Below are 19,230 nucleotides of genomic sequence, written 5' to 3' on the forward strand. Positions count from 1 at the left end.
ATGGTGTAATTATACAAAAGGGGGATGTACCCATGGAGGAAAATATTCGAATTTTAGTTGTAGATGATGAAGACCGGATTCGCAGACTGTTAAAAATGTATCTTGAAAGAGAAAACTATGAAATTGATGAAGCCGAAAATGGAGAGGAAGCTTTGGCGCTTGCTCTAGAGAATAATTACGACTGTATCTTGCTGGATATCATGATGCCGGGAATGGACGGGATCGAAGTATGTAAGTACCTTCGTGAAAAGAAAGCGACGCCTGTGATCATGCTAACTGCTAAAGGAGAAGAAGTGAACAGAGTGCAAGGGTTCGAAGTGGGAACCGATGATTACATAGTGAAACCTTTTTCCCCTCGCGAAGTGGTACTGAGAGTGAAAGCGTTATTAAGACGCTCTTCAAAGACAAGCTTTATTCAAACAGATGCCAAGGCGAAGGACCTGATTGTCTATCCTCATCTTACGATCGATAATGATGCCCATCGGGTAACCGCTGACGGTAAAGATGTGAACTTAACACCAAAAGAATACGAGCTCCTATATTTCCTTGCAAAAGCTCCTGATAAAGTATTTGACCGTGAGCACCTGCTTAAGGAAGTGTGGCATTATGAATTCTTCGGGGACCTGCGTACGGTCGATACTCATGTGAAACGATTAAGAGAAAAACTGAATAAAGTATCCGAGATGGCTGCAAAAATGATTGTTACCGTATGGGGAGTAGGCTACAAGTTCGAGGTAACAAATGAATGAGGCTATGGCGTAGCGTTGTAGGGAAGCTGTGGCTAACGATTCTCCTCTTAGTTTCCTTTGTGTTATTTATCCTTACGATTCTTTTACTGGAATTCTTTCAAAACTATCACGTCGATGTAGTCGAAAAAGAATTAACCCAATCAGCTGAAAAAGTGGCGAGAGTCATTGAGAATCATAAAGACTTGGAGCTGGGGATGGAACTGGGGAAAGAAATCATCGATGATCCAGTCAATATCATTATTTCATTAGATCAAAATGAATCACTTTATTCCCAGGATTCTACAGCGTTTCAAAAGAATATTCATGAGTACATTTCAGAAGATAAAGAACTTCAATCGGTGAAAACAAAAGAAATCACCATCAAGAAAGAGATTGAATTATCCACGGAAATGTCGTCGAACCGATATGAAAATGTCATCATTGTAGGAACTCCTCTTCATATTGATGAAGAAGATGGAGCGGTATATCTCTATCAGTCTCTTGGCGTTATTAAAGATACAACCCGTCAAACAACGAAACTGATCTTGCTTGCTGCCGGGATTGCCATTATTCTAACGACCATCTTTGCTTTCTTCCTTTCCACCCGTATCACTGCACCACTAAGGAAGATGCGGGAAGCGGCCTTTGAGGTAGCAAAGGGTAAGTTTGATACAAAGGTTCCGATTTTGACGAAGGATGAAATCGGTGAACTTGCAACAGGATTTAACCAAATGGGCAGACAGCTAAAGTTTCACATTAACGCATTGAGCCAGGAGAAGGAGCAGCTCTCCTCTATTTTGAGCAGTATGGCTGATGGAGTCATCACCTTTAATCGGGACGGCACGATCTTGATCACTAATCCACCTGCCGATCGATTCCTGCAGCATTGGTATTATGAGCAAAGTGAAAACAGTGAGGAAGCCATCCCTACTACTGTAAAGGAATTATTGCAGAGCGTGGTCGTGACAGAAATGGAGCAGACAGGTGAATTGAGTCTGCAGGGGCGTTCGTATGTGGTGATCATCAGTCCTCTATACAATAACAACAACATCAGGGGAGCCGTGGCGGTCGTGCGTGATATGACAGAAGAGAGAAGGTTGGATAAGCTTCGGAAAGACTTTATCGCCAATGTCTCTCATGAACTCCGTACCCCAATCTCAATGCTTCAAGGATATAGTGAAGCGATCGTTGATGATATTGCTGAAACAGAAGAAGAAAAGAAAGAAATAGCCCGCATTATTTATGATGAGTCATTGCGAATGGGGCGTCTGGTCAATGACCTTCTGGATTTGGCCCGTATGGAAGCAGGGCATATCACACTAAATAAAGACGTCATTGGTGTCATGCCTTTCACCGAAAGAGTGACGAATAAATTTATTGGACTGGCCAAAGAAAAAAAGGTCTCCGTTTATTTTGAAAGCGACGTAGGAACCAAAAATGAAATTCACATGGATCCGGACCGAATCGAACAAGTATTAACCAATCTTATCGATAATGCGTTAAGACATACTCCTACAGGTGGAGAAGTAACGGTTTCCCTGACGGAAAGCAAGGGTGGTTATTTATTCCACGTAAAAGACACGGGTTCCGGGATTCCTGAAGAAGATCTTCCTTTCGTATTCGAGCGCTTCTATAAAGCGGATAAAGCCAGAACAAGAGGGAAGTCCGGTACGGGTCTGGGGCTCGCGATCGCAAAGAACATCATTGAGTCCCATAAAGGTCATATCCAGGTTCAAAGTAAAGTCGATCAAGGGACAACCTTCACTTTCTTTCTTCCCATTTAGCCAAGAATCGATGTTATCCATAGAAACTTGACGATTTTTCTTGTTACATGGGAAACATTCTTTATTTTTCTCTGCACGTAAAAATGATGTTGAAAAAATGATGAGAATAAAGGGGAATATGAGAAGTCAACAGGGGATAAGTACCTTGTTGACTTTTTATTTGAGGTAAAACCTATATTAAATATAAGTCTTTCCTTTTTACCAGAAAAATACTATATTGATAGTGTGTAACTTTTTTACAGGAAAAACGACTAATAAATAGACGGGGAGGGAAGCAAGTGGACTCCGTTTTTGAGAAACTATACACTGATTATCATCAGGACGTCTTTCAATTCCTCATATACATGGTACAGAATAAGCAGCAGGCTGAAGATCTGGTGCAGGAAGTATATATCAGGGTGATTAAATCGCATGATCGTTTTGAGGGTAAAAGCTCTGAAAGAACGTGGCTTTTTTCGATTGCGAAAAATGTAGCCATAGATCACTTTAGAAAACAAAAGAACTGGAAGAATCGGATATTGGATAAATTCGATTGGAGCCGGAATGATGTGACAGACGATAGAGCACTCCCGGAAGAAATTACTGTTGCGAAGGAAGAAGTACAGGTATTATACGAATGTTTGAAAAGCTGTTCGACGGATTATCGAATGGTCATTATTATGCGTTACTTACAAGAGCTTTCAATTGTTGAAACATCTGAAGTCCTGGGCTGGTCTGAAAGTAAAGTGAAAACGACCCAGCATAGAGCCATAAAGTGGTTAAGAATTGAAATGAATCAACGGCTACCAAAGGAGGAAAGGGACATTGAAGCAGTCAGAATGGAAAGATCGTGATATAGAGGACCTCGTCAAAAGGCTTCCTCAAATCAAAGATGATCGAACTCCTCAATCAATATACGCAAAAATGGAACGTAAGAACATAAAGACGTTCATTGCCTTTAACCGTTTTATTCCCACAGTCGCAGCGCTGGCAGCCATTTTCATCATGGTCATGCTTGCTCCAACCGTATTAAATCAATTCAATGAAAATAGTATGGAAAAATCAGAAATGAAATCAACGGAATCATCCGGTGGGGATTCAGCAACGAATTCTGCACAAGATTCCTTGGCGAAATCAGATGATAAATCAGAAATGATATATGACACCGATAAAGACCAAATGACAGCAGACAAGGATCATAGCGAGTTAAGTATGGCTGAGACTGAAAAAGATCTTCAACCGGCAGAAAGATTATCTTTATATGAAGAAGACTTAGAAGGGCAGGACTACTATTCTTATGGACTCGTTTCCCCGGAAGCGGTACCTGTTCCTATTTCAATTGTCGATCGCCCGGAAAACAGGGAGGAAGACTGGTTGACCCGTCATGAAGAAATTGCAGGTGAGTTACCTGAAGGCGAGTGGGGGATGGAAGACTTCCTCCCGTTAAAAGGCAAATTTACCTTGAGTGAAAACAAAGTCATTTTCACTTTGGATCCTGAGCATTCATATAGTGGCGCTAGTGCAGTGGAATACGCTTTTTACCATTCTCTATTATACTCATTTCAACATAAGGGGTTAAATGAAGTGGTTCTTCAAGAACAAGACGGATCCGTTCCGGAATTCAGTTCCACCGGGGAATTCTCAAAAATCGACCTTAATGAAGATGTTCATACGGCCTATTACCTATACTCTCCAAATGGAAGGGAACGCTTTCTCGTACCGGATAATATAAATAGAGGAAATGTCAAAGAGTCCATCCAGGCAATGAAAAGCTCAGAAACGGGCCTTTTCCAAAGTGTGATTCCGAAAAATATCAATATCAGTGTAACGGAATCAGATGAATATCTAACCATCAATTTCTTAAATGAACTGGACATAGAAACATTAGGCAATGAAACAGCCATGGAAATGATTGAAGGCATTTTATTGACAAGCAAAAGCTCAGGGTACGAAAAAGTTCAATTCGAAAACATTAAACAGGAAAGCTGGAATGGATTCAAGTTCAACGAACCCATTGAGACTCCGATCAGCCCGAATAAGAAAACGTTCGAAAATTAGTTATCACAGAAGACTGGAAGCGGGAAAGAAATCCGTTTCCGGTCTTTTTTGTGTTAAGGGGATGTTCGTCTTATGCTTGTCGGGGCTGAACGAGCCGCCTCCGCTTTTGGTGTCGTCCAGCTCCGGCGGCTAGAGGCTCGAGGTCATAAGCCAGGACTACCAAAAAGGCAAAGAACGCCTTTCCGGTAGTCCCGTCTTATGCTTGTCGCCTCTAATCAAGCCGCCTCCGCTTTTGGGTGTCGTCCAGCTCCGGCGGCTAGCCCCTCGAGGTCATAAGCTAAATTGGCCAAGAAGGCAAAGGGCGCCTTCCCGGCCAATTCATCTTATGCTTGTCGGGGCTGAACGAGCCGCCTCCGCTTTTGGTGTCATCCAGCTCCGGCGGCTAGAGGCTCGAGGTCATAAGTCAAACCAGCCAAAAAGGCAAAGAACGCCTTTCCGGCCTGTTCGTCTTATGCTTGTCGCCTCTGAACGAGCCGCCTCCGCTTTTGGGTGTATATTTATCTCATACTTAGACAAACTACTCAAAGGAAAATTATCTCATGAGAAATATCTCATTCACTCGTGAATATTGATTGGAGGGTTTACATATAGTGGGGAGTGCATGAAATGATGGTGAGAAGGTAAGAATGGGTTAATAGATGAAAAGGTAGCGGACGTGAAGCTTCAGTAGGGAAGAAATAAGGTATTGCGTTAAATGGGTAAGGAGGACAAGCATGATTCTGGATTATGTAAGAAGGCTTTTGATCGTATTCTTGTTAGCATTGTGTGTGAGCATTATGTTCTTTACAGGAAAGATAGCGAAAGCAGAGACGAATAAGATCACGGAGGAAACGGTATCCTGGACATTTCCTGTTGAAGGGATGATAACGGATTCGTATGGGACAAGGTCTGGTACTCATAAAGGAATGGACATTGGAGGAGACATCGGCTCACCGGTTTATTCTGTTGCAAAAGGTAAGGTGATTAGATCATATCTATCCCCAAGCTATGGACATGTGGTATTCATAAGGCATGAAAATGGATATGAAACCGTATATGCTCATCTTGAAAGCCGGCTTGTTGAAGAGAATCAAGAAGTGGGTCAAGGTCAACAGCTTGGAAATTTAGGAAATACAGGCAGATCGACAGGAGCTCACCTGCATTTTGAAGTGCACAGGGGTGAATGGACGATTGACAAGGAGAATGCAATCGATCCCTATATGGTATTTGGACAAGGGGAGGTCGGCCAGCTTGTGTTTGCTCAGGAGAAGGATCCTTATCAGGCAGTGGGTGTTTCTGGAACAGCTGAAATCACTCATGATGTAAGCACGAAAGAAGTTCATATTAATGAAAACATGGTATATCATGTCGTACATAAAGGAGAAACCCTCTGGGGGATTTCTCAGCAATACAATATATCTGTAGAGGATATTAAGAGTGCCAATGGGTTAATTGAAACCAATTTGGTAGTGAATCAATCGTTAGCCATTCCTCAATCAGCCGGAAGTGGGTATGTAGTGAAACAAGGAGACACTTTATACTCCATTTCAGTGGCAGAGGGAGTGGATGTGAATGACTTGATGGCTTGGAATGGCCTGGATCTTAAGTCACCAATATATCCTCAACAAGTTTTAAATATCCAATAACGGAAGTGTAAACCTAAGAAGTACCATGTGTAAACAAAAAATATTTCGAATTCGAACTGTTTTCCTTCACATAATCCCCATCATTATGTATAATGAAAATGTATAAAAAAATAAAGATTCGTCTTCGGGGCAGGGTGAAATTCCCTACCGGCGGTGATGAGACATTTGTCTCTAAGCCCGCGAGCCTTTAGGGGCAGGATTTGGTGCGATTCCAAAGCCGACAGTATAGTCTGGATGGGAGAAGATGAAGGTTTATGCCAGAACGTTTAGAAAAAGGGAAGCTAAACGTTTATTCGGGTATGCCTTATCATTCTCCTAGATACACGTATCTAGGGGTTTTTTAATGCTACCTTTGGCTAGAGCTATCTTCGATATGAGATGAATCTCCTAAAGGAGAGAGGTTTATGAGAAAAATGAATACACGCACGTTTGTAACGGTTGGTATGTTAAGTGCCATATCCTATGTGTTAATGCTTTTTAACTTCCCGATTCCACCATTTCCAAAGTTTTTAATGGTAGATTTCAGTGATGTACCTGCATTGATTGCGACAGTAACATTAGGTCCTTTGGCAGGAATATTAGTTGAATTATTCAAGAACGTGATTGACTACATCATGACAGGAAGCGATACCGGCGTTCCGATTGGTCATGTTGCAAACTTTATGGCGGGAGTGCTTTTGATTCTTCCGACATATTATATTTATACACGTCTTCAATCTAAAAAAGGGTTGTTGATCGGACTTATCACAGGAACTGTGGTCATGAGTATCAGTATGGGAATTCTTAATTATTTTGTGTTCCTTCCTGCTTATAAATACTTCATGAATTTTGAGCTTCCTGCGGAGATTATCATCACAGGAATTGTTCCTTTCAACATTTTAAAAGGAATTCTTGTAACATCAGTCTTCATCTTACTATTCGTTCGTCTTCAAGGCTGGTTAGCAAGACAGACAGCCCTGAACAAAGCGGCATAGTGCAAATATAAATGATCAACCCCTCAATTACATTTGAGGGGTTTTCTAATGTTATCAGCCAAAAAGAAAAAGCTAAGAGGAATTCCCCTTAGCTTCGGAACTACTATTCAAATTTAAGTGAATCTCCATCGAACGGCTCGTCAGCTACTTTAATGGAATCTGTAGGACAACCTTCAAATGCATCAATCATATCATCTTCTAATACGTCAGGAACTTCGACTGTCCCCTGGTTATCGTCTAATGTTACAAATGCAATACCTTCATCATCATAGTCGTAAATATCTGGAGCAGCAGCCCCGCACGCTCCACATGCAATGCATGTATCCTTGTCGACAATCGTATATTTTGGCAAAGAAAAAACCTCCCGGATAAATAATTCTATATAATTCATCATTATACACAATGTAAGTTTGTGAAAAATCACTTAATGTTTATTTTATAGAGGATTGTATAACTTTTCAATAGTTAGGTTGTTTCTTTTTATTTTTATCCTATATATGAAAAACAAAACATGGTTAAACAACAAATTCATGGTACAATATTTGACAATAACCTACACGTTAAGGAGTAGAGAATTGACCTATCTTAATTATGTGATTTTATATTGCTTCATGCAATTAAATGGAGAAAGATCGATTTACTCTGTTTTTCATATCTTAAAAGGAAAAAAATCTTCCCAGTCGATTCAGGATGCTCACATCTTTTATTTGCAGCCGTTTTTCCTCTCTTTACCTAAGCTTAAGCGAGCGTACTTTAATCAGAAGGTAAAGGAATTAGAGAAATTGGGCTATGTCATTGTCGATGAAAGTGGGAAAGCGATTGTGACCACTGGTGGTACTGATTCTGTAAAAAAAGATTTTCAGGGTGACTCCTTTCCATCAAATATGAATGGTCTCGTCTACGGTGATCAAACGTTTCTGTTTTGGAAAAGATTAAGCCTCCTTGTCCAGGTTCTATCGAACGGGAAACAGCAGGAAACGCTCTATTTTCCTGTACAACGTAACAAAAACATACAAGAGTGGGTAAAGAGCTGTTTACGGGCAAACCCTAATGTTGAAAAATTGTCTTCCGATTTATATAAGGAGATGTATAGCCTGTTGACCAGTCTATCTCAAACCTTAAATCCAGACATTCTCGTTTTCCGCTTAACGGGATACAAGGATTATGGATGGACAGAATTGCAGGTTGCTGAAAAATTGAATATGCATGAAGAAGAATTCCGCTTTCAGTTTCTTAATGTAATTCACGGTATATTATCTGAATTAGAAAGGGAGCCTTCAACTTATCCCTTATTATATTCAATTTGCTTAAAAAGTGATCAGCTGCAAAATCTGACCATTTCAACAAGCAAAACATATGAGTTTTATCAAAGGGGGCATTCAATCGAAGAAATTGCGCGTATACGTGATTTAAAGATAAATACCATTGAAGACCATGTGATTGAACTAATCTTAACTCAGAAAGAATTTGCAATAGATCCGTTCATTTCTCGGGTGGAATATGAGAATGTGCTTTCAGTTATGAAAGACGCTCAAACTAAAAGGCTAAAGCCGATAAAAGAAAAGCTTCCTCATTTATCTTATTTTCAAATCAGAGTAGCGATTGCGAAGGCAGGTGAGAACCGTGAATTTGCAACAAGAGCTTAAAGAGAGATTTGGCTATTCCTCCTTCAGAGAAGGCCAGGAGGAAATCATTCAATCCGTTCTAAATCAACGGGATACGGTGGCGATGCTCCCGACAGGAACTGGTAAGTCGCTGTGCTATCAATTACCCGGGTATCTAAAGAAAGGACAGGTGTTAATCGTTTCTCCACTTCTCTCTTTAATGCAGGATCAAGTGGAGCAGATGAAAGTAATGGGTGAAAAAAGGGTGATCGCACTGAATTCGTTTTTACCTTATATGGAGAGAAGAGCAGCACTTGAGCAATTAAACGTTTATAAATTTATATTCATATCACCGGAAATGTTAATGAGTCAGACCATCATTCCCTTACTACAATCTTTAAACATTTCTTTATTCGTCATTGATGAAGCACATTGTATATCTCAGTGGGGTCCTGACTTCAGACCTGATTACTTAAAACTGGGGGAGCTTAAAGAGTCGATTGGCAATCCGACAACCTTGGCATTAACGGCGACTGCCACTGATGAAGTGAGGAAAGACATTAAACGAGTGCTCCAAATGGAAGATGCTGTGGAAAAAGTCTATTCAATTGACCGGGAAAATATCGGTCTGTTCGTTGAGAAAGTCACGAATCATAGTGAGAAACTGGATAAGCTTTTAAAGTATCTGACAACATGGGGTGGGCCGGGCATTATCTATTTCTCAAGTAAACGAATGGCAGAAGACGTTTCTTTGTGGCTTGGGGAAAATGGTGTATCAGAAGTTGCTTACTATCATGGGGGAATGGAACAAGAGGATCGGATATTGATTCAACAACAATTTCTATCCAACAAGCTAAGGATCATATGTGCCACTTCTGCATTTGGTATGGGTGTAAACAAAGAAAATATTCGATTTGTCATTCATTTTCATTTCCCTTCAAATATAGAAGCATTTTCACAAGAAATCGGAAGAGCGGGGCGAGATGGAGAAAGCAGTCTTTCTGTCGTGCTATACTCTGAACAAGACCTTTCGATCCCACTGCAGCTTATTCAAAGTGAATTACCTGAGGATGTACAAATACAAAGATATGTAATGGAAAGCAGACAGGGCCAGGTGAAGGAGATAATCGATTTGTTGCAACTGTCGGAGATTCAATATCGGTTTCTTACGTATTATTCAGATGAGCTTACTCAAGGGCAGACACTCAGTCATGATAGATTAATAGAAAAAATGAAACAAATTCGAAACAATCGTTTACAATACAAGAAGGACAAACTGCTCTCCATGATCGAGTGGTTACAGGTTGATTCCTGTAGAAGAGAGAAACTCCTTCATTATTTTGATGAAGTGCTTCAAAAGGAGAATAGCTTCTGTTGTGATCAATGCGGTTATTCCCTTAAGGATTTCAAGTATCGGCCAACTGACATTCAAGACCCGATTGAAACAAGATGGGAAAAAAGGTTGGAAAAATTATTATTAGGATAAGTGGTATTCATGCAGAAACAAGGGGAAGTCATACAACAACTTTCTAAGAAACAGTTAACTTTTCATTTATATTTCACTCAATTTTTACTATTAACGATTGCCTTGGGATTAGGTATATTTTTATTTGACACATGGTCCGGTTTTTGGAAACAGTTTTACTTTTCACCGACTATTTTGACCATTGGATTAACAAGCGGTGTGATGATTGTAATCATCGATATCGTATTGATGAAGTATTTACCCAGTAAATACTATGACGATGGTGGGGTGAATGCACGGATATTTACGGATAGAAGCATGGGTGAAATTGCACTGCTAGCATTTTTCATTAGCATTAGTGAAGAAATATTATTTAGAGGCGTGTTGCAATTTCACTTTGGCTTAATCCTATCAAGTATTATATTTGCTCTGATACATTTCAGATACTGGGCTCACTGGTTTTTAATTGTCAATATTGTACTGCTTAGCTTTTGGATCGGTTTCATTTATGAACAAACAGAGAATTTATTGGTAACAATCATCATGCACTTTGTCATCGATTTCTTACTGGGTATGCATATGCGTAAGAAAGGAAGACAAAGAAGTAAAGAAGGGATGTCTCATGAGTAAAGACCCATATCGAGATCAAGCAGCGAAATTAAAGCAAAAGATTGAACGAGTCCCAGAGGAAGCACCAGTCAAAAAAAGAGAGCCTCTTCCAGCCAGAAGTGAAGTACATAGAGAGAAAAAGAAGAAAAACAAATGGAAAATGAAATATCCATTGATTAGTATGTTGCTCTTATTTTTTATTCTTTTGCCCTTGACGGTTTTTAGCATTTATTCGTATTTCGATAGCAGGGATGGTCCCCTGGTGGTCATGTCAGAAGATGTGGACGATGTGGAAGAAGTTCGCTACGACCAATCCGATAATGAGGATGAGGAGAGCTTTGTAGAGTCTGATTCAAAAGAAGAAGAGTCAGCTGCGAATGACAAAAAAGAAGAAACCTTGAATCAAGATGCTCCCTCAATGACTGGAAAGGAACAACCAGCATCGACTGAACCGGCTTCTCCACCTGCTGAACAAGAATCAACAAATGAAAGCCCGAAAGAAGAGGTAAAAGATGAACCTGAGGAAGAACAGCCAACATACAAGATCGTGTATCATACGGTCGAACCCGAGGAAACCCTATTCAGGATTGCTATGAAATACTACAATTCCCAATCAGGGGTTGAACGAATTAAGGAATGGAATCATATTCAAAATAATGAAATTCAGACAGGGCAAGTACTGGAAATCCCATTAGATCAATAAAAGGCACTCCCCCAAGGCGATTTGGGGCGGGTGCTATTTTTTTTTTTTTTTTTTTACAAAAATTCGCGATGAAATTTACATTCATTTATAAGAAGCATTACAAACTGTAAATATAATGGAGGTGACAGTACTAAAAGAGAAGGAGTTGGTTTCATGGACAGAATGCTTACGCGCTTTCAAAAAGTAGATGACTTTTTATTTTACAGAATCAACGGAAGCAAACAGCTGTATCGTTCATTCTTCGGCTATGTTACTCATTTGGGTGGAGCGAGGTTTACTGTAGCCTCCGTCCTGATTCTGTTCTTCTTGAGTCAATATTATCCACAGATGCTACGAACCGTAATGGCCGCCATGATAACGTTATGTATCAGTCATGTTATTATGTCGATCACCAAGAGGTTGGTTAAACGAATCCGACCTTATCTAACTTTACCCGATGCAAGGATACACGGTTATGAATTTAAAGATCATTCATTTCCATCTGGTCATTCCACCGCTATTTTTTCCATATCGATTCCATTTATGATACAGTATCCACCCACGATGCTTATACTATTTCCTATAAGTTGGTTAGTGGGGTATTCCAGAGTGATTCTCGGAGTCCATTATCCTTCAGATGTATTGGCCGGGGCATTTCTTGCATTTGCTACGACTTTAATGGTCCTTTTGTTTTTAGGATAATCGTATAGATTTTACGAATTGTAAGTTAATCATTAAGGGGGAAGAGTACATGCGAGTGGCATTGTTTTCGGATACTTATCATCCTCAAGTGAACGGGGTCGCAAGAACGTTAAAAAGATTGACGGATCACTATGAGAAACGGGGAATTGAGTATAAGGTCTTTATTCCTGATATTCAAGAGAAAAAAGAATTTTATCCAAATGTCCATTCCTTCGCAAGTTTTCCTTTTTTCTTTTATCCTGAATGCAGAACAGCTATTGCCAACCCGAAAACGATTGAAAAGCAGTTGAAAGATTTTTCACCTACACTGATTCATGTAACCACACCTCTTACAATGGGACTTTATGGGGTCCGCGGTGCTAAGAAAATGAATATACCCTTGGTTGCTTCTTACCACACCCATTTCGACCTGTATTTGAACTATTACAAAATGATGTGGGTGGCACCATTATTATGGAAGTACATGAAATGGTTTTATTCACAGGCAGATCGGATTTTTGTCCCCTCAATGGAAACGAAACTTCACTTAGAAAACCAGGGTTTTACCGGCTTATCCATATGGAGCAGGGGAGTTGATTGTCAAACCTATTCTCCGGAAAAGCGCAGTCCTGAACTAAGGGGGAAATTTAATAAAAACAAGAAATACACTCTTCTTTATGTGGGGCGTTTAGCTCCTGAAAAGGACTTGGACACACTCGAAAAGACGATTAAACACCTTCCCCAAACATTAAAAGATCAAGTTCAATGGGTTATTGTGGGCGATGGACCGATGAGGAATGAGTTTATGGAAAAAACCCAACAAGAAGACGTACTCTTTACGGGTTATGTAACAGGAAACGAATTAGCGGAAGTGTATGCATCCTCTGATCTATTCGTTTTCCCATCTGCTTCAGAAACGTTTGGAAATGTAGTGTTAGAAGCATTTGCCTCCGGTTTGCCAGCGGTAGTGGCTGATAGAGGCGGTGTGACGAACATCGTAGAGCATAACCAAACCGGAAGGATGGCGAAAGCTCATCAATATCCTTCGTTTATTCATCATATTGAAGAGATATTGAATGAAAATCTACTAAATGAAATGAAAAGAAATGCTCTTCAAATGGCTGAAAAACAATCCTGGGATTGCATCTTTGATCAACTCATAACGGAATTTCATGAAGTTAGCTTTTTTCGCAATCGGAATCAGATGTCAGGGTGAAGAAACCTTAACCTGCCTTCCTGTTGTATGGAAAGGATCTGAAAAAGGTCCTTTTTTTTATACTACTATTCTAACTTTATGGACAAGTTCATAAACTATAAGGGAAGGAAAGGAGAGGGTGGGAATGAATTTTGGAGAATGGACAGATCAAGCCACGGGACAGATGCTATATAATTTAATAGACAAAAAACAAAAATTTGATAGAGCCAAAGCGTTACACCTATATACCTTATGGGCAACCATGTTTGCTTCCTTCTTTTTTCTCTATTATGTGACGAAATTTGTGCTTGGACCATATTCTTATTCGTTTGCAGCGGTGTTTTCTGTATTTGTATCCAGCTCTTTTCATCTATTTATCACAATGCTTCTTGTCGGGCTTTTCGGTGCTACAAGAATCTTATATGAGAAAAAAGAGAAAAAGGAAAAAGAATATCATGCATTAAGGTGTGAGGTCATCGATCGAAGTAAGGATTTATGGAAAGAAGAAGCGTGGAAAAAAAGGCATCATGTGTATGAAAAAATGAAAAAAGAATGGGATATTAATTTATTTCATGGAAGTAAATGAGAGTGAACGTAAGCACTATAAAACGAGCCCGTATTTATAAAATAGTAAAAAGAATAGGCCCATTCCTTTTTTTTTGAAGAAATGAGCCAAGCTTCCATGCATTAAAAGAATACCTTTTTATCTCTTTCATCCTTAAGTATTTCGACTGCTTCACGAAAACGTTGGGAGTGGACGATTTCACGCTCCCTTAAAAACCGCAAACCATCATTCAGATCAGGATCGTCACTCATATTGATGATCCACTGATAGGTAGCCCTTGCTTTCTCTTCAGCCGCTATATCCTCATATAAATCAGCAATCGGATCACCTTTAGCCGCTATATACGCTGTAGTAAACGGCACACCCGCAGCATTGTGATAGAAGATCGCTCCATCATGATTAACATAATGAGGGTCAAGTCCAGCGTCCTTCATCTGCTGGGGTGTTGCATCTTTAATTAATTTATAAACCATTGTCGCGATCATTTCCAAGTGAGCAAACTCCTCCGTGCCAATATCCGTTAACAATCCGATGACTTTGTCAGGGATGGTATAGCGTTGATTGAGATACCTTAGGGCAGCGGCAAGTTCTCCGTCAGCTCCGCCGTATTGTTCAATCAGAAATTTTGCCAGTTTAGGATTGCATGTACTTACTCGGACCGGATATTGAAGTTTTTTCTCGTACACCCACATTGTCATGCACCTCCTAAAATATTAAACTTGCCATGGCCATGGAGCATCCTTCCAATCCCATGGGTAATTGGAGTAGCTATATCCAAAGTTTGTCAAAGGACCAAATTCCTTTTCGAATTTCTTCTTAATCTGTTTTCGCGTTTTAATATACATATTATATTGAGAGATTGCATCATAATCTTCAGGGTGTGTATCCAGGTAAAGGGTAAGGTCAAGGATCACGAAATCTACGGCTTGTAATTCTTCCAGCACTTCATAATAATGGGGGGGAAGCTGTTTCATGTCAGTCTATTCTCCCTTCATCTTTTCATAGGGGCTATAGTAGGGATCATAAAACACTTTCCATAGAGTACCTTTTTGTAACGCTTCTTTTGGTGAATATTGCTCAAGGTTGGGAGGTTGGAACCCTAAGTAAAGATTAGGGGGAGTTGAATAGACTTTCCGGGTAATAGGCTTACACGGATCGAATGGGCTTACATATGGGTGATAAGCTTTGTAAAATTCGTGCACGATAATCCCTCCTTTAAAGAAAATCCTTCGTAACAACATATGAAATAGATAAATGGAACATGTTAATTAATTTAAATTCATAAATATGAAGGGAAACTTTGTGAAAATGTTGAATACTAAAGATGTAGGATATTAATGATGAGGTGGTCAAATGTTTGTAAAAAGTGCCATGATACCGAAGCACAAATGCTATGTGGTGGATGAAAATGACTCGATTGAAAAGACCCTTACAGTTCTGGAGCACCATAAAATTGATGGAGTGCCGGTACTCTCGAATGAAGAATACAAAGGGGTGGCAACACGCTACAATATTTATCAGAGCTTCTTCCTTTCAGGAATGGATAAAGAAGCCTTTCTCAAGGAGAAAAAGGTTCGTGATATTATTGCCGATACCGACAAATATATAACCGACAAAGATGTATTCGAAAATGCATTGGTCGAATTGAAGGATTCTCCGATTCTTCCGGTCGTAGGACCAGATAAAAATTTCCTTGGATTGATTACAAGATTTGATGTGCTTGATCAATTCAGAAGTGCATTTGGGATGGATCAAAAGGGAGTGCGAATCGCCTTTTCCTCTGTGGAAACAGAAGGACGGATTGCCCGTCTTGGAGATATCATCCAGCAGCACTCGGAATCGGTCATTTCCCTGGTTACCTTTGATGAAACCGATAAATTATTACGTCGTATCGTTCTAAAGGTCGAAAAAAAGGACAATATGGAAAAATTCCTTCATAAGTTAGAGAAATCAGGATTCCGTATCCTGGACATTCAAGAAGATGAATAATTGACGGAAACCCTGTATGAAAAGAAATCCCTCTCATAAGATTTATGGGAGGGATTTTTTTGATCAATCATACTGTTAAACTGCTTATCACGTTTCTATTAGGGTATCTATTCATTAAATGGTTTCCGGCTGTAGAATTGCTGAACAGCTCTGAATTCATTGTTGAGTTAGTCTTAAATCCCGTGCCATTCTTTGCGGCAATGATGGCCTTTATGGTGGGGTTAATGGTTCAAGGGAATTTATTGAAATTTGAATTATATTCTATTCTACGATTAATGAATGGTAAACTACATAAAGAGTTAGTCTTCATCCCATTTCATATAGGCATCATCTATTTGTTGAGCTGTTTTGGGATGTGGCAAACAATGATTTTTTCCTTCTTATCCATCTTTTATGGTATTATTTCTATAGATTTCCACCGACAAGGAGGCCACAATGCTTGAAATTAGTATGATTTTATTAGTAGGGGGAGTCAGTCTCCTCTTTTTTATGTTATATGAAGCACGAAGAAATGTTGTAAAAATGGAAAAGGTAAAGCTTCCTGGCCTTCCTCATAATATGGGCCCGATTTCAATCTTTTTTATATCTGATATACATAAGCGGGAAGTGTCAGACGGAATTATTGATGAAGTGAAAGGGAAAGCGGATTTTGTCATCATTGGCGGGGATCTTCTTGAAAAAGGAGTGCCTTTTTCAAGAGTTGAACAAAACTTAGATAAACTATTGACACTGGGAACGGTTTATTTCGTATGGGGCAATAATGATCATGAAGTGAATACGAACCGGCTGAAGGATATATTTAAACAAAAGGGAATCATTGAAATTGTAAATGATTCAGTTAAGGTGCCTATTCAAAACGGGAAGGTTAACCTGATCGGAGTGGACGATGCGAGTACCCAGAGAGCTTCTTACTCTTCTTCCCTTAAAAAAACAACACCGTATGAATTTAATATATTAATCAGTCATGACCCGAGACTTGTAAGGCAGGTACGAAAAGAAGAGGGGATTGACTTGATGTTGAGTGGCCATACACACGGTGGACAAATTCGATTATTTGGATGGGGACTGTATAAAAAAGGAAGACTTGAAAAGCTCCCACAGACCACCCTATTAGTAAGTAACGGCTATGGGACCACTGCGCTCCCATTGCGCTTGGGAGCTCCGGCAGAGACCCATTTACTGAAAATCGAAAAGGAATGAAATGAACAATTGTTGTTCATTACCTGTACAAATTTTACACAATGCGGTTTCTCGATTATAATTTTAGAGAGAAGAGAATTACTTTGGGGGACTATTTATGAGTAATCAAAAGAAGTTAGAAGGCAAATATAATATAAAAGCTGTGTCCACAATCTTAGGAATACAACCAGGTACATTAAGGGCATGGGAGAGAAGATATCAGATAATTGCTCCTGTGCGTAATGAATCAGGTCACCGTTTGTACACAGAACAACATTTAAATATATTAAAATGGCTGGTTGAGAAGGTCAATCAGGGATTTACCATTAGTCAGGCTGTTGCGTTACTTGATAAACAAGAGCTGGAAGAAAATGAGATCGCATCCTCTGAACGAAAGGACCGTACTCAGAGCATCTCTGATGATTTGTTAAGAGCACTCTTAAGCTTTGATGAAACAAAAGCTCATGAATTAATCAATCAGTCGTTTGCTGTTTACACAATTGATAAAGTGGTGATTGATATCCTGGGCAGTTTGCTGGTTAAAATCGGAGACCTGTGGGAGAACGGGAAAATCACGACGGCCCACGAGCATTTTGCAACATCGATACTTAGATCCCGTATCGGTATCATCATGCACTCTTTTCCACACAACGGAATCTTACCTAAAGTAGTGGCAGTTTGCGGCCCGGAAGAATGGCATGAATTAGGATTGTTAATCTTTACTCTCTATGTAAGAAGAAAGGGATTTGAAGTAATCTATTTAGGCTCCAGTATAAAAGAAAATGATATCGACATCGTTCTTGACGAAGTCGATCCTAAGTTTCTATTCTTCTCTTGTACCTTATTGGAAAATGTAGACAACCTGCTGTCACTCGTTACTTCATTAAAGAGTGAGCGGGAAAGCCTGGAAATTGGAATTGGCGGTTTTGCTGTAGACCATCTACCAAAAGAAAAGAAAGAGGAATTTCAGGAACACATTGTCGGACAATCCAAATCTGATTGGGAGCTATGGCTGAAAAGTAAATTATAATTGGATTATGCACTGTTTTCTGCCCCTTACATAGTATGGTGATAAATCGTCACACTCTAGGGGGTACGAAGATGAAGCTTGAAAGAATTTCTGACAACAAAATAAAATTTTCCATTAGTGTAGAAGAATTGGAGCAAAAAGGCTTATTTGAACAAGACCAATGGAAAGATTCCTATATGTGGCATGATCTTTTTGAAGACATGTTAGATGAAGTTCAGGGGAAGTTCGGCATTGAAACACAAATGGAAATCACCGTGGAGATTGAGTCATTTGATGATCAGGAAATCTGCATGATCCTCACATTAGAGTCAGAAGATGACTTTTCTGATTGGGAAGACGAAAATGGAATCATGAAGTCTATGAATGATTATGATGTGCTCGTTTACTTTGATGATTTCGAGGATGTACTGGACCTCCTTAAACGCATCAACCAATTGAACAAAGTGAACAATCGCCTCATACATTTAAGCATTTTTTATTATGAAAAAAACTATTACTTACTTATTGAAGATTTATTGGAATTCGATAGCTTAGTCATGGAGGCTATTTGTGCTGAATACGGTCAGCACTCAAAGATTACGAAACATATCCTGATGGAGTATGGCCGTGCTGTGTTAATAAAGGATTCCATTGATAAAATTCTGTTTTATTTTTGATCGTGTTAAGTGGCAGCAATCTTCACCCCCCTTTAGATATATGCTTTACTATGATTTATAAGAAATATAGACATTTTTTTAGCACTTTTAGGGTGATTCCTGGGAGTGTTTTTTGTTTTGGTGATGGTAGCTGTAGATGCTTGTCGCCTCTGGGCAAAGCCCTTCCGCTTTTCGTGATGTCCAGCTCCAGGGCTTAGAGGCTCGAGGTCATAAGGCAAACCTGCCAAAAAGGCAAAAAGCGCCTTTCCGGCAGGTTCGCCTTATGCTTGTCGCCTCTGGGCAAAGCCCTTCCGCTTTTCGTGATGTCCAGCTCCAGGGCTTAGAGGCTCGAGGTCATAAGGCAAACCTGCCAAAAAGGCAAAAAGCGCCTTTCCGGCAGGTTCGCCTTATGCTTGTCGCCTCTGGGCAAAGCCCTTCCGCTTTTCGG

22 protein-coding genes and 1 riboswitch are annotated in these 19,230 nt (G+C 39.8%); of the genes, 18 read left to right on the plus strand and 4 right to left on the minus strand.

The annotated features are described in order from the left end of the window. Nucleotides 1-32 precede the first annotated feature (32 nt). From DET59_RS00425 to DET59_RS00450, 6 genes are all read left to right on the plus strand, one after another. On the plus strand, nucleotides 33-749 hold the full coding sequence (locus tag DET59_RS00425; protein ID WP_113967631.1) for a response regulator transcription factor: 717 nt from the start codon (nucleotides 33-35) through the stop codon (nucleotides 747-749). Further along, nucleotides 746-2,512, plus strand: coding sequence for an ATP-binding protein (locus tag DET59_RS00430; protein WP_113967632.1), 1,767 nt, complete (start codon nucleotides 746-748; stop codon nucleotides 2,510-2,512). The genes DET59_RS00425 and DET59_RS00430 overlap by 4 nt, the downstream gene beginning before the upstream one ends. A 278-nt stretch (nucleotides 2,513-2,790) precedes the next feature. After that, nucleotides 2,791-3,345, plus strand: a complete 555-nt coding sequence (gene sigX / locus DET59_RS00435) for an RNA polymerase sigma factor SigX (RefSeq protein ID WP_113967633.1) — start codon at nucleotides 2,791-2,793, stop codon at nucleotides 3,343-3,345. Beyond that, nucleotides 3,317-4,549, plus strand: a complete 1,233-nt coding sequence (locus tag DET59_RS00440; RefSeq protein WP_113967634.1) for a hypothetical protein — start codon at nucleotides 3,317-3,319, stop codon at nucleotides 4,547-4,549. Before sigX ends, DET59_RS00440 begins: the two co-directional genes overlap by 29 nt. Nucleotides 4,550-5,262: 713 nt before the next feature. Further along, complete coding sequence (locus DET59_RS00445) at nucleotides 5,263-6,174, plus strand: M23 family metallopeptidase (RefSeq protein ID WP_113967635.1); 912 nt, start codon at nucleotides 5,263-5,265, stop codon at nucleotides 6,172-6,174. A 116-nt stretch (nucleotides 6,175-6,290) separates the two neighbouring features. Further along, a riboswitch (FMN riboswitch) is annotated at nucleotides 6,291-6,424 on the plus strand. Nucleotides 6,425-6,578: 154 nt separating this feature from the next. Then, nucleotides 6,579-7,148: an ECF transporter S component gene (locus DET59_RS00450; RefSeq protein WP_113967636.1), complete on the plus strand. Its 570-nt coding sequence runs from the start codon at nucleotides 6,579-6,581 to the stop codon at nucleotides 7,146-7,148. A gap of 103 nt (nucleotides 7,149-7,251) precedes the next feature. Here DET59_RS00450 and DET59_RS00455 read toward each other — a convergent pair whose 3' ends face one another. Next, nucleotides 7,252-7,500, minus strand: a complete 249-nt coding sequence (locus DET59_RS00455) for a ferredoxin (RefSeq protein ID WP_113967637.1) — start codon at nucleotides 7,498-7,500, stop codon at nucleotides 7,252-7,254. Between the two features lie 223 nt (nucleotides 7,501-7,723). Between DET59_RS00455 and DET59_RS00460 the strand changes: the two genes are divergently transcribed. The 7 genes from DET59_RS00460 to DET59_RS00490 all read left to right on the plus strand — a co-directional run bounded on the left by DET59_RS00460 (nucleotide 7,724) and on the right by DET59_RS00490 (nucleotide 13,970). Next, nucleotides 7,724-8,794, plus strand: coding sequence for a YpbB family protein (locus tag DET59_RS00460; RefSeq protein ID WP_181778007.1), 1,071 nt, complete (start codon nucleotides 7,724-7,726; stop codon nucleotides 8,792-8,794). Next, complete coding sequence (locus tag DET59_RS00465; RefSeq protein ID WP_113967639.1) at nucleotides 8,772-10,238, plus strand: RecQ family ATP-dependent DNA helicase; 1,467 nt, start codon at nucleotides 8,772-8,774, stop codon at nucleotides 10,236-10,238. The genes DET59_RS00460 and DET59_RS00465 overlap by 23 nt, the downstream gene beginning before the upstream one ends. Nucleotides 10,239-10,247: 9 nt before the next feature. Next, complete coding sequence (locus tag DET59_RS00470; protein ID WP_113967640.1) at nucleotides 10,248-10,847, plus strand: CPBP family intramembrane glutamic endopeptidase; 600 nt, start codon at nucleotides 10,248-10,250, stop codon at nucleotides 10,845-10,847. After that, entirely contained in the window at nucleotides 10,840-11,529 is a 690-nt protein-coding gene (locus DET59_RS00475; protein ID WP_113967641.1) for a LysM peptidoglycan-binding domain-containing protein, read from the plus strand. Before DET59_RS00470 ends, DET59_RS00475 begins: the two co-directional genes overlap by 8 nt. Before the next feature lie 153 nt (nucleotides 11,530-11,682). Further along, a complete protein-coding gene (locus DET59_RS00480) occupies nucleotides 11,683-12,210 on the plus strand; it encodes a phosphatase PAP2 family protein (protein ID WP_113967642.1) in 528 nt (175 codons plus the stop codon). A gap of 49 nt (nucleotides 12,211-12,259) precedes the next feature. After that, nucleotides 12,260-13,405 (plus strand): glycosyltransferase family 4 protein, encoded by a 1,146-nt coding sequence (locus tag DET59_RS00485; protein WP_113967643.1) that lies wholly within the window; start codon nucleotides 12,260-12,262, stop codon nucleotides 13,403-13,405. A 124-nt stretch (nucleotides 13,406-13,529) separates the two neighbouring features. After that, a complete protein-coding gene (locus DET59_RS00490) occupies nucleotides 13,530-13,970 on the plus strand; it encodes a DUF2663 family protein (RefSeq protein ID WP_113967644.1) in 441 nt (146 codons plus the stop codon). 101 nt (nucleotides 13,971-14,071) lie between these two features. Here DET59_RS00490 and DET59_RS00495 read toward each other — a convergent pair whose 3' ends face one another. Genes DET59_RS00495 through DET59_RS00505 form a run of 3 tightly spaced genes read right to left on the minus strand, consistent with a single transcriptional unit; the run spans nucleotide 14,072 to nucleotide 15,151 of the window. Beyond that, nucleotides 14,072-14,641 carry a manganese catalase family protein gene (locus DET59_RS00495; protein WP_113967645.1) on the minus strand — a complete coding sequence of 190 codons (570 nt, stop codon included), beginning with the start codon at nucleotides 14,639-14,641 and terminating at the stop codon, nucleotides 14,072-14,074. 21 nt (nucleotides 14,642-14,662) lie between these two features. Then, nucleotides 14,663-14,923, minus strand: coding sequence for a spore coat protein CotJB (locus tag DET59_RS00500; RefSeq protein ID WP_113967646.1), 261 nt, complete (start codon nucleotides 14,921-14,923; stop codon nucleotides 14,663-14,665). A gap of 6 nt (nucleotides 14,924-14,929) precedes the next feature. Continuing rightward, nucleotides 14,930-15,151, minus strand: a complete 222-nt coding sequence (locus DET59_RS00505) for a spore coat associated protein CotJA (RefSeq protein WP_113967647.1) — start codon at nucleotides 15,149-15,151, stop codon at nucleotides 14,930-14,932. Nucleotides 15,152-15,302: 151 nt separating this feature from the next. On the opposite strand from DET59_RS00505, the gene DET59_RS00510 reads away from it, so the two are divergent. The 5 genes from DET59_RS00510 (at nucleotide 15,303) to DET59_RS00530 (ending at nucleotide 18,803) form a co-directional block, all read left to right on the plus strand. Then, complete coding sequence (locus DET59_RS00510) at nucleotides 15,303-15,938, plus strand: CBS domain-containing protein (protein ID WP_113967648.1); 636 nt, start codon at nucleotides 15,303-15,305, stop codon at nucleotides 15,936-15,938. A 59-nt stretch (nucleotides 15,939-15,997) separates the two neighbouring features. Beyond that, complete coding sequence (locus DET59_RS00515) at nucleotides 15,998-16,381, plus strand: hypothetical protein (RefSeq protein ID WP_113967649.1); 384 nt, start codon at nucleotides 15,998-16,000, stop codon at nucleotides 16,379-16,381. Beyond that, nucleotides 16,374-17,138 carry a metallophosphoesterase gene (locus DET59_RS00520; protein WP_113967650.1) on the plus strand — a complete coding sequence of 255 codons (765 nt, stop codon included), beginning with the start codon at nucleotides 16,374-16,376 and terminating at the stop codon, nucleotides 17,136-17,138. The genes DET59_RS00515 and DET59_RS00520 overlap by 8 nt, the downstream gene beginning before the upstream one ends. A 97-nt stretch (nucleotides 17,139-17,235) precedes the next feature. After that, a complete protein-coding gene (locus tag DET59_RS00525) occupies nucleotides 17,236-18,147 on the plus strand; it encodes a MerR family transcriptional regulator (RefSeq protein ID WP_113967651.1) in 912 nt (303 codons plus the stop codon). 71 nt (nucleotides 18,148-18,218) lie between these two features. After that, on the plus strand, nucleotides 18,219-18,803 hold the full coding sequence (locus DET59_RS00530) for an adaptor protein MecA (protein WP_181778008.1): 585 nt from the start codon (nucleotides 18,219-18,221) through the stop codon (nucleotides 18,801-18,803). The last annotated feature ends 427 nt before the right edge of the window (nucleotides 18,804-19,230 follow it).

Origin of the sequence: Rossellomorea aquimaris, assembly GCF_003315075.1 — a bacterium.
Taxonomy (GTDB): Bacteria; Bacillota; Bacilli; order Bacillales; family Bacillaceae_B; genus Rossellomorea; species Rossellomorea aquimaris_C.